13 protein-coding genes are annotated in these 12564 nt (G+C 71.2%); 9 read left to right on the top strand and 4 right to left on the bottom strand.

Going from position 1 to position 12564, the window contains the following annotated elements; all coding sequences use genetic code 11:
- Positions 1–18 precede the first annotated feature (18 nt).
- From GY170_RS14210 to rnc, 6 genes are all read left to right on the top strand, one after another.
- Entirely contained in the window at positions 19–192 is a 174-nt protein-coding gene (locus GY170_RS14210) for a hypothetical protein (protein WP_163894755.1), read from the top strand.
- 35 nt (positions 193–227) lie between these two features.
- On the top strand, positions 228–689 hold the full coding sequence (locus GY170_RS14205) for a hypothetical protein (protein ID WP_163894753.1): 462 nt from the start codon (positions 228–230) through the stop codon (positions 687–689).
- Positions 686–985: a Dabb family protein gene (locus GY170_RS14200; RefSeq protein ID WP_163894751.1), complete on the top strand. Its 300-nt coding sequence runs from the start codon at positions 686–688 to the stop codon at positions 983–985. The genes GY170_RS14205 and GY170_RS14200 overlap by 4 nt, the downstream gene beginning before the upstream one ends.
- Before the next feature lie 64 nt (positions 986–1049).
- On the top strand, positions 1050–1460 hold the full coding sequence (acpS, locus tag GY170_RS14195) for a holo-ACP synthase (RefSeq protein WP_163894749.1): 411 nt from the start codon (positions 1050–1052) through the stop codon (positions 1458–1460).
- 146 nt (positions 1461–1606) lie between these two features.
- Positions 1607–2443 carry a signal peptidase I gene (gene lepB, locus GY170_RS14190; RefSeq protein ID WP_163894747.1) on the top strand — a complete coding sequence of 279 codons (837 nt, stop codon included), beginning with the start codon at positions 1607–1609 and terminating at the stop codon, positions 2441–2443.
- Entirely contained in the window at positions 2440–3129 is a 690-nt protein-coding gene (gene rnc, locus GY170_RS14185; RefSeq protein ID WP_163894746.1) for a ribonuclease III, read from the top strand. The genes lepB and rnc overlap by 4 nt, the downstream gene beginning before the upstream one ends.
- A 9-nt stretch (positions 3130–3138) precedes the next feature.
- Here the strand turns inward: rnc and GY170_RS14180 are convergent, their stop codons facing one another.
- Positions 3139–3813: a YqgE/AlgH family protein gene (locus GY170_RS14180; protein WP_163894744.1), complete on the bottom strand. Its 675-nt coding sequence runs from the start codon at positions 3811–3813 to the stop codon at positions 3139–3141.
- Positions 3814–3906: 93 nt separating this feature from the next.
- Here GY170_RS14180 and GY170_RS14175 point away from each other — a divergent pair, with 93 nt between their 5' ends.
- Positions 3907–4713 (top strand): protein-disulfide reductase DsbD domain-containing protein, encoded by an 807-nt coding sequence (locus tag GY170_RS14175; RefSeq protein ID WP_235937850.1) that lies wholly within the window; start codon positions 3907–3909, stop codon positions 4711–4713.
- Between the two features lie 7 nt (positions 4714–4720).
- Here the strand turns inward: GY170_RS14175 and GY170_RS14170 are convergent, their stop codons facing one another.
- The 3 genes from GY170_RS14170 to GY170_RS14160 form a co-directional block, all read right to left on the bottom strand.
- Positions 4721–6073, bottom strand: coding sequence for a TldD/PmbA family protein (locus GY170_RS14170; RefSeq protein WP_163894742.1), 1353 nt, complete (start codon positions 6071–6073; stop codon positions 4721–4723).
- Positions 6070–7626: a DUF2125 domain-containing protein gene (locus tag GY170_RS14165; RefSeq protein ID WP_163894740.1), complete on the bottom strand. Its 1557-nt coding sequence runs from the start codon at positions 7624–7626 to the stop codon at positions 6070–6072. Before GY170_RS14165 ends, GY170_RS14170 begins: the two co-directional genes overlap by 4 nt.
- A gap of 84 nt (positions 7627–7710) precedes the next feature.
- Entirely contained in the window at positions 7711–9237 is a 1527-nt protein-coding gene (locus tag GY170_RS14160) for a DUF2125 domain-containing protein (protein ID WP_163894738.1), read from the bottom strand.
- 137 nt (positions 9238–9374) lie between these two features.
- Between GY170_RS14160 and GY170_RS14155 the strand changes: the two genes are divergently transcribed.
- Together GY170_RS14155 and GY170_RS14150 are read left to right on the top strand one after the other, a co-directional pair.
- Positions 9375–10127 (top strand): SDR family oxidoreductase, encoded by a 753-nt coding sequence (locus GY170_RS14155; RefSeq protein WP_163894736.1) that lies wholly within the window; start codon positions 9375–9377, stop codon positions 10125–10127.
- Between the two features lie 345 nt (positions 10128–10472).
- Positions 10473–12464 (top strand): NADPH-dependent 2,4-dienoyl-CoA reductase, encoded by a 1992-nt coding sequence (locus GY170_RS14150; RefSeq protein ID WP_163894734.1) that lies wholly within the window; start codon positions 10473–10475, stop codon positions 12462–12464.
- Positions 12465–12564: the final 100 nt, after the last annotated feature.

The following is a 12564-nucleotide window of genomic DNA, read 5'->3' as shown; positions in this document are numbered from 1 at the left end:
AGACAGGAGTCCCTCTCCATGACACGCCGATTTCTCCGCCGCCTCTTCCCGCCGCCGGCCCCGCCGGAGCCGCCGGGCCCGCTCGACCACCCGATGTTCCGCGCCATGAGCCGGCGGGAGCTTGCCGACCTGCCGCTGCCGCGGCGGGGTGTGCGAAGCTGTCCGCTTCCGGCGGGGGAGCGGAGCCGCTAGCCTCGGCCGCGAACAGTCCTTCCGGAGTGCACCACATGCCCACCCCCGCCGCCGGCCTTGTAGCCCTGGCCCTCCTCGCCGCCCCCGCCGGCGCCCATGCGCTGGGGGCGGAGCCCTGTGGCGGGCGGGTCGGCATCGATGACCTCGTCGAACCTTGGGCGGAGACGAGCGCCACCTTCGCCGAGGGCGAGGTGCGCGTCGCGCTCATCGATTTCGTCGAGCCGGCGGGCGGGCCCTTTCACCTCGCCCTCATCACGCCGCCCCGCGACGAGCTGGGCCTGCGCCAGTGCCTGCTGATCACGCGGGAGGGGGCGCTCGGCTGGTGGTCGCTCGATTTCGAAACGCTGGAGGCGGTCTATGACCCGGCCACGGGGCTGACCTTCACCATCGAGGGCGCCACCCCGCTGCCGGACGAGAGCGCCTTCCCGCCCGTGCGCGTCACGGTGACCCTCAATCAGGCGACCGGGCAGATCACCGTGACGGAGGAGCCGGCATGATCCGCCACGTGGTGCTCCTCCGTCTGCAGCCGGGTCATGACGCCGGCGAACTGGGGGAGGTGATGGCGGGGCTGGCGGGCCTGTCGCTGGAGGGGCTCACCGGTTTCGACCACGGCCCGAACCTCGACATGGAGGGCAAGTCGCCGGGCTATTCCTACGGCTTCGTCGTCACCTTCGCGGATCGCGCCGCGCTGGCCCGCTATGCCGCCGATCCCGGCCATCAGGCCCTCGGCGCCCGGCTCGTGGCGCTCTGCGGCGGGGCGGAGGGGATCTTCGTCGCCGATCTGGAGAGCTGACCGGTGGCTGGCCCCCGCCGCCCGGATGGGCGAGGGTGGCGCGACGAGACCAAAGGGGGGCGCCATGATCCTGGGCATCGGCACGGACCTTGCCAATATCGAGCGGATCGAGGGCACGATCGCCCGCTTCGGCGAGCGCTTCCTCTCCCGCGTCTTCACCGAGCGGGAGCGGGCGCGCGCCGAGCGGCGGCCCTATGCCACCGCCGCGACCTACGCCAAGCGCTGGGCGGCGAAGGAGGCCTGCTCCAAGGCGCTGGGGACGGGGCTGCGCATGGGCATCGCGTGGAAGGACATGTCTGTGACCAACCTCTCCAGCGGCCAGCCGGTGATGCATGTGACCGGCTGGGCCAAGGCGCGGCTGGAGGCGCTGACGCCGCCGGGGCACCGCGCCGTCATCCACGTGACGCTGACGGACGACCACCCCTGGGCCCATGCGATGGTGATGATCGAGGCGCGGCCGGACGCCTCCGGCTGAGCCAGCGGAACTCCCGCCACGGCACCCGCCAGCGCCGCCCCTCCAGGCCCCGCCGGAGCTGCCGCGGGCGTGAGGGGGCTTCGGTTGACTTGTCCGCGCGCCCTCTCCATGAAGCCGGGGCCGATCCATCCTGATGCGAGACCGCAATGAGCGAAAAGACGGGCGTCCTGGCCGGGACGTGGGAGACCATCAAGACCATCGTCTATGCCCTGCTCATCGCCGGCATCTTCCGGACGCTGTTCTTCCAGCCCTTCTGGATCCCCTCCTCCTCGATGAAGGACACGTTGCTGATCGGCGACTTCCTTTTCGTCAACAAGATGGCCTACGGCTATTCCTACGCCTCCTGCCCCTCGATCCGCGTGCCCGCGCTGGGCATCGACATCGGGGCCGATGACTTCTGCGGCTGGATGCAGGGCGACAACGACCGCCTCTTGGGGAGCGAGCCGGAGCGGGGCGACATCGTCGTCTTCCGCCATCCCGTCGACGGGCGTGACTTCATCAAGCGGCTGATCGGCCTGCCGGGCGACCGGATTCAGGTGACGGACGGCGTGCTGCAGATCAACGGCGAGCCGGTGCAGATCGAGGCCGCCGGCGTCTTTTCCGAAACGTTCGAGCCGCAGGGCCCGCAGGGGAGCATGCCGCGCTGTTCCAACGGCCCCGTGGGACTCGGCGGCGAATGCCTGAAGACCCGCTACACCGAGACGCTGCCCAACGGGGTGCGCCACGACATCCTCGATATCGGCGAGCAGGGCCTCGACAACACCGGCGTCTACACGGTGCCCGAGGGCCACTACTTCTTCATGGGTGACAACCGCGACAACTCCACTGACAGCCGCGTGCCGCAGACGGCGCGGGGGGTGGGCTTCGTGCCGCTGGCCGACATCGTCGGCCGCGCTGACCGGGTGATGTTCTCCTCCGCCGGCCGCTCGATCCTCGCCTTCTGGACGTGGCGGGGGGACCGCTTCTTCGAGAAGTTGGAGTGAGCCTTTCGGCAGAACTGGCGGCCTTCGCGCGGTCGCTGGGGCATGAGTTCGCCGATCCGGCGCTGCTGCGCCGCGCGCTCACCCACGGCTCCGCCACCGGCGCCGGCAAGGAGGATAACCAGCGGCTGGAATTCCTCGGCGACCGGGTGCTTGGCCTCGTGATGGCCGAGGCGCTGCTGGAGGCGGACCGGACGGCGAAGGAGGGGCAGATCGCCCCGCGCTTCAACACGCTGGTGCGCCGTGAGGCCTGCGCCGAGGTCGCCCGCGAGGCGGGCCTCGGCGAGGTGCTCAAGCTGGGGCGCAGCGAGTCGATGTCCGGCGGGCGCCGCAAGGAGGCGCTTCTCGCCGACGCGATGGAGGCGGTGATCGCCGCCGTCTACCTCGATGCCGGGCTGGGCGCGGCGCGGGACGTGGTGCTCCGCCTCTGGGGCGGCCGGGTGGCCGCGGCGCCGCGCGATGCGCGCGATGCCAAGACGGCCCTGCAGGAATGGGCGCAGGCCCGGGGCCTCGCCCCGCCGGCCTATGCCGAGATCGGCCGCTCCGGGCCGGACCACGCCCCCGTCTTCACCATCGAGGCCCGCATCGACACCGGGCTCGCCGCCCGCGCCGAGGCCGGATCCAAGCGTGCGGCGGAGCATGAAGCCGCCGCCCAGCTGCTGCGCCAGGTGGAAGAGAGCGGCCGCTAGGCCAATCTCTCAGGCGCGGCCGGAGGTGGAGGAGAGCGAGGCCGGGTCGATCCCGTTCTGCTTGAGCGCCGCGCCCCATTTATGCTCCGCCGCCCGGCCGAAGAGGATGTCGCCCCGCGCCGGCACCGTCAGCCAGTCGTTGCGGGCGAGCTCCTCCTCCAGCTGGCCGGCGCCCCAGCCGGCATAGCCCAGCGCCATCATCGACTGCGCAGGCCCCTGGCCGGAAGCGATGTCGCGCAGGACGTCCGTCGTCGCGCTCATCGCCACGTCGTCATCCACCGTCAGCGTCGCCTCGTCGCTCTCGTAATCGGCCGAGTGCAGGACGAAGCCGCGCTGCGGCTCCACCGGCCCGCCGAAATGGACGCGGATGTCGCCCATCCCTACCGCCGGCTCGATGCCGAGCTGGCGCAGCAGGTCGGCGAAGCGGATCTCCGGCGTCGGCTTGTTGACGATGATGCCCATCGCCCCGTCCTCGCCATGCGCGCAGAGGTAGACAACCGCGCGGGCGAAGCGCGGATCGCTGAGGTCGGGCATCGCCACGAGGAGCTGCCCGGCGAGAGAGGTCACGTCGCTGGCGCTATCCTTGCGGGCGGGGCCGCTGGCGGACGTCTCGTCCGCCTCCGGCCGCTCGCGGGAGGGCTCGCCCCGGGAGGGGCCGTCCTTGGATGGATCATCTGTGCTCATGAGGGAATGATGTGGTGCGTCCCCGCCACGTGCAAGGGCTGCTCACGCCCCCTGTCGCGTCAACGTGACTTCCCATTTCACACCTCCCTGCCGATGACGACGCCCATGATCCGCGCCCTCGTCACCTCCCTCGCCCTCCTCCTCGCCGCTGCTCCGGCCACCGCGTGGGACGTCGATGACGCCGTGGAGCTGTCGGTTCTCCCCGGTTGGCGGCAGGACGACGGCACCCACATGGCGGCGCTGCGCATCTCGCTGGCGCCGGGGTGGAAGACCTACTGGCGCGCCCCGGGCGATGCCGGCATCCCGCCGGAGTTCCACTTTGCCGCCTCGGACAACCTCTCCGCCATCCGCCCGCACTGGCCGGTGCCGGAGATCTTCGAGGAGGGCGACATGCGCTCCATCGGCTACAGCGGCGAGCTGGTGCTGCCGCTGGAGCTGGTGCCCGACGGGCCGGGGGCGATCACGCTGCAGGGCGAGGTGGAGCTGGGCATCTGCGAGGAGATCTGCGTGCCCGTCCGCCTCTCCGTCTCCGCCGCGCTGCCGGCGGAGGGCGCCCGCGACGGCACCATCGTCGGCGCGCTGGTGGATGCGCCGATGAGCGCGGCGGCGGCCGGCGTCACCGCCGTCTCCTGCCGCCTGCGACCGGCGGAGCAGGGGCTGGAGCTGGTGGCCGAGCTCTCCCTGCCGCCGCTGGGGCCCGCCGAGGAGGCCGCCATCGAGGCCGGCCCCGGCATCTGGGTCTCCGAGCCTCAGGTGAGCCGCGAGGGCGACCGCCTCCGCCTGACCGCCCGGCTGATCGACGTCGCCGGCCGGCAGATCATGGTAGAGCGCGCCGCCCTCCGCCTGACGCTCTTCGGCGGCGGCCGCGCCGTCGACGTCCGCGGCTGCCCCGCGCCCTGAGGGGGGCTCAGGCTCCCGCGATGCTCATCCGCTCGATCATCAGCGAGGGGATGACGCGGCCGGTGTGCTCGCGGCCGTCGTTCGCCGGGATGATCCGGCGGAGCATGTCGGGCAGGGAGCCGGCAATGGTGCATTCCGAGACGGGGTAGGCAATCTCGCCGTTCTCCACCCAGAAGCCCGAGGCGCCGCGGGAGTAATCGCCCGTGTTCGGGTTGATCGTGGCGCCGATGAGGGAGGTCACCCAGAGCCCCGTGCCCATGTCGGCCAGAAGCTCCTCGCGGGTGGCGCTGCCCGGCGTCAGGCGCAGGTTATGGGCGCTCGGAGAGGGGCCGGAGCGGGCGCTGCGGGAGGCGTTGGCGCTGCTGGAGAGGCCCAGCTTGCGGGCGTTGGAGAGGTCGAGCAGCCAGCTCTGCAGCAAACCCTTCTCCACCAGCGCGCGGTCGGCCGTCGGCAGGCCCTCGGCGTCGAAACGGCGGGAGCCGGGAACGCGGGGGCGATGCGGCTCTTCGAGGAGGTCCAGCCCCTCGGGCAGCACCGCCTCGCCCATCAGCCCGCGCGCCCAGGAGGCGCCGCGCGCGATGGCGGCGCCGTTGATGGCCTGCAGCAGGTGGCCGATCAGGCTGCCCGCCACCCGCTCGTCATAGAGCACCGTCGCCTTGCCTGTCGGCGGTTTGCGGGGGCCGAGGCGGGCGAGCGCCCGCTCGGCGGCGCGGGCGCCGATCTCCTCGGCGCCGCGCAGGTCGCCGAGGTGGGTGCGCACGTCGTAGTCGTAGTCCCGCTCCATCCCCAGCCCCTCGCCGCCGATGGCGGTGCAGGAGAGCGAGGACATGGTGGAGGACCAGCCCCCCGAGAAGCCGTTGCTCGCCGCGAGGTGCAGCGTGCTGCGCCCCCAACTGGCCGAGGCCTCGGCCTGGGCGATGCCGGAGGCGGCGGTGGCAGCGCCCTCCATCGCGCGGGCCCAGTCCTCCAGCGCCGCCGGCTCCGGCTCCTCGGTGGGATCGTCGAGGTCCAGCCCCGCCGCATCGCGCGCGGCGGAGAGCTCGTCCGGCCCGGCGAGGCCGGCATAGGGGTCTTCCGGCGCCTCGCTGGCCATGGCCACGGCCCGCTCGGCGAGGCCGGAGAAGCCGTCCGGCCGCGAATCGGAGGCGGAGGCGATGGCGCTGCGCTGTCCCATGAAGACGCGGAGGCCAAGCTGCATGGATTCCGAGCGCCCCGCCTCCTCCAGCTTGCCGGCGCGTACGTCGATGCCCGAGGAGCGCTCCTCGATCACCACCGCGTCGGCCGCCTCGGCGCCGGCGCTGCGGGCAGCGGCGAGCAGCGCCTCGGCGATCTCGGCGGGGGAGGGGACGGCGCCGCTCATCGGATCGGCTGCCCGTTGGCGAGCACCGAGCCGTCCGGCCGCACCTCGATCAGCGAATGCAGCGCGTCCTCGCCCGAGACCTCGGCGAACATGCCGATGCTCATGCGCACGCCCATGATCGCCTGCGGCGGGATCATGCCGCTGGAGGAGAGCGTGTCGAGCGCGGCGTTGAGGCCCGTCAGGTCGAACTCCGCCGTGCCGTCGAGGATGGGCTCGGCGCCCGTCTCGATCAGCGGCGTCAGGTCGACATCGAAGCTGCCGTCACCGGTGAGCTGCGCGCCGAGCGCCTGCACGTCGAAGTTGCCGAAGGCGATGGAGGTGAGGTCGATCGGGCTTTCCCCGGCATCGATCATCTCGCGCATCCCGTCGAAGTCGAGCAGGTCCTGCAGGATCACCAGGTCCGCCGTCAGAACCAGGCCCATCGTCACCGGGTCATGCGGCAGGGCGCCGGTCGGGTCGATCATCGCCCAGAGGTCGTCCGAGCCGTTCAGCTCCTCGAAGCGGAAGGCGTAGCGCCCCTCCTGCGTCTCCTCCGACGCCATGAGCGGGACCGTCATGTTGAAGCTGCCCGACTGCGCGGTGAGGCTGATCGGGAACCCGATGTCCGGGGCCGTGATGTCGAGCGCGAAATCGCGGGCCGCGGCGTCGAAGAAGAGCCCGTCGGCATTCAGCCGCACGGTGCCCGTCTGATGTCCGAGGCTCTGCATCTGGTCCATGGTGACCTGGGAATCGAAATCGCTCGACACCGACTGAGATTGCGAGTTGCTGCCGTCGGTCGTCACCTCCAGCGAGAGGCCGCGGGAGAGCGCGGCGGCGAGGTTCGTCATATCCGGCGCCTCGGCGGGCAGCTCGATGCGGGCGGTCGTCGTCATCTGCTCCGCGGTGCTGACGCTGCGGGTGCTGGTCTCGCCGGGCAGCTCCATCATGAGGTCCTGCACCATGTCCGTCATCGTGACATCGGCGGTCATCGAGACCGGGCCTTCGCCCTCGGCGGTGATGGTGCTGGTGGAGTCCATCTCGTAGTCCATGAAGAAGGCGAAGTTGGGCGGGCCGTCCATCTCCGGCGGCAGATCCGGGCCGGTCGGATCCTCGATCTCCACCTCGGTCAGCGTGAGGGACAGGCTGCTGCCGGTCGTCTCGTAGGTGATGGAGCCGGGGGTGCCGCTGGCAGACCCCTGCTGGTCCAGCGTCATGTCCATCGCAGCGCGGAAGTGCGCGGGCTCGCCCTCGACCACGGCATCGACGTCTAGCGTGATCTCCATCTCCTCGGGCCAGAGAAGCGTGACGGTGCCGTCGCCGGCTTCCGTGATCTCGGGCCCGACGGAGCGCAGCTCCACCCGGCCGGCATCCTCGGGCAGCTCGTAGCTGTAGATCACCGGTCCGACGCGCAGCACGTCCCCCTCGCGCATCGGCGAGGCGGCGACGTTCACGCCCATCGCGGCGATGGGCCGGGAGAGGTTGTGCCAGACCTCCTCGGCCGTGACATCGGCGTATGCGGGCAGGGCGAGGATCGCGGCCAGCGCGGTGGCCGGGGCAAGGGCGAGACGCGTCATGAAAAGGTCCTTCCGGGTCTTCAGGCAATTGCCGGCCCCGGGGCGCGGCCGTGGCCGGCGCACCCCGGGGCCGATGCCCGATCCTTAGCGGAGCTGCTGGCCGTTCGCCAGAACCGACCCCTCCGGCGTGACCTCGATGCGGGATTCCAGCTCATCCTCGCCGACCGACTCCGCGAAGAGGCCGAGCATCATGCGCGCACCCATGATCTGGTCCGGCGGGATCAGCCCCATGTCGGCCAGCTGGCCGAGGAGCGTGTTGACCCCCTCGATGCGGAAGGTGGCCGAGCCTTCCGGCCGCGGCATCCCCTCGAAGGTGGTCAGGTCGCTGTTGTCGAAGGTGAAGCTGCCCGTGCCACTGAGCGCGGCGCCGACGAGGCGCAGCGTCAGCTCGTCGATGGAGAGGTCATAGATCTCACCCGGCAGCTCCTGCGACATCTCCTGCATGCCGCCCGTCGGGTTGGCCAGGTCCTCGTCCAGCCGGCCGGAGCCGGAGAAGCGGACAATCAGGCTCGCCGGATCGCGGGGCAGGGCGCCCGACGGATCGGCCATCATCCAGAGCTCCTCGTTCACCGTCAGCTCGTCGATGACGAAGCCGGCGGAGAAGTCTTCCGCTTCCTCGGAGGCGGAGAGCGGCATGTCGATGGCGAGCCCCAGCTCCCCCAGCGTCACGTTCACGGGGAAGGGGATGCCCTCGGACTGCAGCTGCAGCGCCATGTCGGTGGCGCCCTCGTCGAGGGTGAAGCGGTCGGCGCTGACGGCCATCGCGAGGCGGCTGCCGGCGGCGGAATAGGCGCCGCTGGCGCTCTCGGAGCCGTCGTCATAGGCGAAGATCAGCGCCGATTGCCCGGCCTCGACGTTAAGGTCCATCATGGCGCCGGATTCCATCAGCATCTCGGGCTGCTCGGGATCCATCTCCAGCGGCGTGCGCATGGTCTCGGTCAGCGAGATGTTCTCGAACTTGCCGGAGATGTCGACGACCATCTCGCCGGGCACGTCCACGTCCACGAGCAGGTCGAGCATGTCGGCGCTCATCTCGGCGTCCAGGTCCCGCATCTCGCCATCCGTGGCCATCATGGCGCTGCCGGTGAAGCCCTGCAGCGTGGCCGTGGCCTCGCCCGGCACCGTCTCCCCGGCATCCACGATTTCCGTCAGCTCGATGGTGTAGCTGTCGGCGGTGATGTCGTAGGTGATCTCCTCCGGCTCGCCGGAGACCTGCACGTCGAGCCCGCTGTTGGTGACAGTGAGCGTCGCGTGGTTGTCCTCCATGCTGCCCGGCTGGCCGAGCATCACGTCGTAGCTCTCCGGCAGGGTCACGGTGACGGTGCCGTCACCGTTCTCGGTGAAGGAGACGGTGCCGATCTGCGAGGAGACGGCCATGTCCTCCTCCTCCATCTCGAGGCTGATGTCCGAGACGGTGAGCGTGTCGCCCTCGCGGCTCTCGTCGCCGGCGGTGAGGGTGCCCTCGCCGTAGGAGCCGAGGGCCTCCTGCCACTGGGTCCAGACGTCCTCTGCGGTAACATCGGCCATCGCGGCGGAGCCGGCGACGGCGAGGGCGGTGGCGGAAGCGGCGGTTCTGGCAACGGCGACGGCGGTGATACGAGTAGCGGGCATGAGCGGCCTCTCCCTGGGATGATGCGTTGCGCCTCACCTTGCCCGGCACCCCCTGTCAGTCAAGGTCAGGGAAACTGGACCATTCCCCTCTGGCGTGCCAGCATCCGGCGGGCGGAATTGAAAAAGGATATGCGGCGATGGAGCTTGGCGGCAAATGCGTGGTGATCACAGGTGCGAGCCGGGGGATCGGCGCCGAGGCGGCCCGCGCCTTCGCCGGGGCGGGCGCCCGGGTGGCGCTCCTGGCCCGCGGCGAGGCGGAGATCGCCGAGCTGGCGGGCGAGATCGGCAGTGAGCAGGCGCTGGCCGTCCCCTGCGACGTCTCCCGCTCGTGGGAGGTGGATTTCGCCGTCAAGGCGGCGGTGGAGGCCTTCGGCCCGCCGGCCGTGGTGATCGGCAATGCCGCGGTGGTCAGCCCCATCGCCCCCATCGCAGAGGCGGATCCGGAGGCCTGGGGCCAGGCGATGGACGTCAACGTCAAGGGCCTCTTCCACACCGCGCGCGCCGCCCTGCCGTCGATGCTGGGCGCCGGGGGCGGCACCTTCCTCACCCTCTCCTCCGGCGCCGCCCACCGCCCGCTGGACCATTGGTCGGCCTATTGCACCTCGAAGGCGGCGGCGGCGATGTTCAACGCTGCCCTGCACGAGGAATACGGCCAGCGCGGCCTGCGCGCGCTCGCCCTCTCCCCCGGAACCGTGGCGACGGACATGCAGCGCCAGATCAAGGAGAGCGGCATCGGCCCCGTCGCCGCCCTCGACTGGTCGGAGCATATCCCGCCCGACTGGCCGGCGAAGGCGCTCCTGTGGATGTGCAGCCCGGACTCCGACGCCCATCTCGGCGGAGAGGTCAGCCTGCGCGACGAGAGCATCCGCGCCGCCATCGGCCTCGGCTGAGGCCGGCGGCACCGATCCTGGCCCTGCGCTGCCCGAGACTGCGGGACCGGGGGCCAGCCCCCGGACCCCCGGGATTTTCAGGACCAAAGACAGACAGGGCCCTGCCGGGGACCGCGTTCCCCTCTGCGACCCATCGCACCCCACGCCGGTCGCTCAGGGTGCGGCCCGCCTCCAGCCTCCTTTTCATCTGGCCAAAAATACCTGGTGGGGTCGCCATTGAGTGCGCCATTGGTCCAAGCACCAATGGCGACGGCGGGCTGGCCCCCGGCCTCTCCACCCTCGTGACGCCGCGTTGAGGGTGACGGCCGCTCCGCCCCGCGCCACTCTGCCCCCCGGAGGAGCCCCATGACCTATCCCCATCTCTTCGCCCCGCTCGATCTCGGCCATGTCACCCTGCCGAACCGGGTACTGATGGGTTCGATGCACACCAATCTTGAGGAAACCGGCGATTGGTCCCGCATCGCCGCCTTCTACGCGGCTCGGGCCAAGGGCGGCGCCGGTCTCATCGTCACCGGCGGCATGGCGCCCAATGCCGAGGGCGGGGTCTTCAAGGGCGCGGCCGGGCTCTACAGCGCTAAGGACATCGCCAACCACCGCATCGTCACCGAGGCCGTCCATGCCGAGGGCGGGCGGATCGCGATGCAGATCCTGCATGCCGGGCGCTATGCCTATAACCCCGCCTGCGTCGCCCCCTCCGCCATCAAGTCGCCGATCTCTCCCTTCCCACCAGCGGAGCTGGACGAAGCAGGCATCGAGAAACAGATCGCCGACATCGCCACCGCCGCCGCCCGCGCCCGCGAGGCCGGCTATGACGGGGTGGAGGTGATGGGGTCGGAGGGCTACTTCCTCAACCAGTTCCTCGCCGAGCGCACCAACCGGCGCACCGACCGCTGGGGCGGCTCCTACGAGAACCGCATGCGCCTGCCGGTCGAGGTGGTGCGGCGGGTGCGCGAGGCCGTCGGCCCCGATTTCATCCTCATCTACCGCATCTCCCTCCTCGATCTCGTCCCAGGCGGGCAGAGCTGGAAGGAGGTGCTGCGGCTTGCCCGCGCCATCGAGGCCGCCGGCGCCAGCATCCTCAACACCGGCATCGGCTGGCACGAGGCGCGGGTGCCGACCATCGCCACCTCCGTCCCCCGGGCCGCCTTCGCCTGGGTCACCAAGAAGCTGATGGGCGAGGTCTCGCTCCCCCTCATCACCTCCAACCGGATCAACACCCCCGAGGTGGCCGAGGAGGTGCTGGCGGACGGCTGCGCCGACATGGTCTCCATGGCCCGGCCCTTCCTCGCCGACGAGAACTTCGTCGCCAAGGCGAAGTCCGGCGCCCCCATCGCGCCCTGCATCGCCTGCAACCAGGCGTGCCTCGACCATACCTTCATGGGCAAGACCTCCACCTGCCTCGTGAACCCCCGCGCCTGCCACGAGACCGAACTGGTCATCGCGCCCACGAGCGCCCCCAAGACCATTGCCGTCGTCGGCGCCGGCCCCGCCGGCCTCGCCGCGGCGATCACGGCAGCGGAGCGAGGCCACAAGGTCACCCTCTGGGACAAGGCCGCCCAGATCGGCGGCCAGCTCAACCTCGCTCGCCGCATCCCCGGCAAGGAGGAGTTCCATGGCCTCGTCCACTACTATGAGGCCCGCCTGGCCGGGCTCCCCATCACCCTCCGCCTGAACGCCGCGCCCTCCGAGGCGGACCTGCAAGGGACCGACGAGGTGATCCTCGCCACCGGCGTCCGCCCCCGCGACCCCATGATCCCGGGTCAGGACGCGCCGCATGTCCTTTCCTACATCGACGTCCTTCACGGCGCCCCCGTCGGCCCCCGGGTCGTGGTGATCGGTGCCGGCGGCATCGGCTTCGACGTCTCCGAGTTCCTCGTCACCGCCGAGAGCCCCACCCTGCACCCGCAGGACTGGCTCGCCGAATGGGGCATCACCGACCCGGCCCTCCACCCCGGCGGCCTCTCCCCGGACGGCCCTCAGCCGCCCAGGCCCGCGCACCAGGTCACGCTCCTGCAGCGCAAGGCCGAGAAGCCCGGCAAGCGGCTCGGCAAGACCACCGGCTGGATCCACCGCGCCGGACTCGCCATGCGCGGCGTGACCATGCTCGGCGGCGTCACCTATGACCGCATCACGCCCGAGGGCCTGCACGTCACCACCTCCGACGGCCCCCGCCTCATCGAGGCCGATACCATCGTCCTCTGCGCTGGGCAGGAACCAGAGCGCTCCCTCGCCGCCGCCCACCCCCGCGCCCACCTCATCGGCGGGGCGGACGTGGCGGCGGAGCTCGACGCCAAGCGCGCCATCGACCAGGGCACCCGGCTCGCCGCGCGCCTCTAGCCGGCCCACTTCACGCGGCCAGACCGACCGAACGTCGTTTCCCCCTCGGGACCGATCCGCCGACATTCCCCGATATTGTCCGGGCCTCGCCCCGATTGTG

It is taken from the genome of Pseudoroseicyclus tamaricis, assembly GCF_012070395.1.
GTDB lineage: Bacteria > Pseudomonadota > Alphaproteobacteria > Rhodobacterales > Rhodobacteraceae > Pseudoroseicyclus_A > Pseudoroseicyclus_A tamaricis.
The sequence above is the reverse complement of the archived record's forward strand: the minus strand, read 5'-3'. Positions and strand labels throughout refer to the sequence as shown.

Coding starts and splice junctions, on each gene's coding strand:
- lepB (WP_163894747.1), top strand. CDS start 1,607: ATGAGCGAAAAGACGGGCGTCCTGGCCGGGACGTGGGAGACCATCAAG.
- GY170_RS14210 (WP_163894755.1), top strand. CDS start 19: ATGACACGCCGATTTCTCCGCCGCCTCTTCCCGCCGCCGGCCCCGCCG.
- GY170_RS14200 (WP_163894751.1), top strand. CDS start 686: ATGATCCGCCACGTGGTGCTCCTCCGTCTGCAGCCGGGTCATGACGCC.
- GY170_RS14180 (WP_163894744.1), bottom strand. CDS start 3,813: ATGAGCACAGATGATCCATCCAAGGACGGCCCCTCCCGGGGCGAGCCC.
- GY170_RS14205 (WP_163894753.1), top strand. CDS start 228: ATGCCCACCCCCGCCGCCGGCCTTGTAGCCCTGGCCCTCCTCGCCGCC.
- GY170_RS14155 (WP_163894736.1), top strand. CDS start 9,375: ATGGAGCTTGGCGGCAAATGCGTGGTGATCACAGGTGCGAGCCGGGGG.
- GY170_RS14175 (WP_235937850.1), top strand. CDS start 3,907: ATGACGACGCCCATGATCCGCGCCCTCGTCACCTCCCTCGCCCTCCTC.
- GY170_RS14165 (WP_163894740.1), bottom strand. CDS start 7,626: ATGACGCGTCTCGCCCTTGCCCCGGCCACCGCGCTGGCCGCGATCCTC.
- GY170_RS14160 (WP_163894738.1), bottom strand. CDS start 9,237: ATGCCCGCTACTCGTATCACCGCCGTCGCCGTTGCCAGAACCGCCGCT.
- GY170_RS14170 (WP_163894742.1), bottom strand. CDS start 6,073: ATGAGCGGCGCCGTCCCCTCCCCCGCCGAGATCGCCGAGGCGCTGCTC.
- acpS (WP_163894749.1), top strand. CDS start 1,050: ATGATCCTGGGCATCGGCACGGACCTTGCCAATATCGAGCGGATCGAG.
- GY170_RS14150 (WP_163894734.1), top strand. CDS start 10,473: ATGACCTATCCCCATCTCTTCGCCCCGCTCGATCTCGGCCATGTCACC.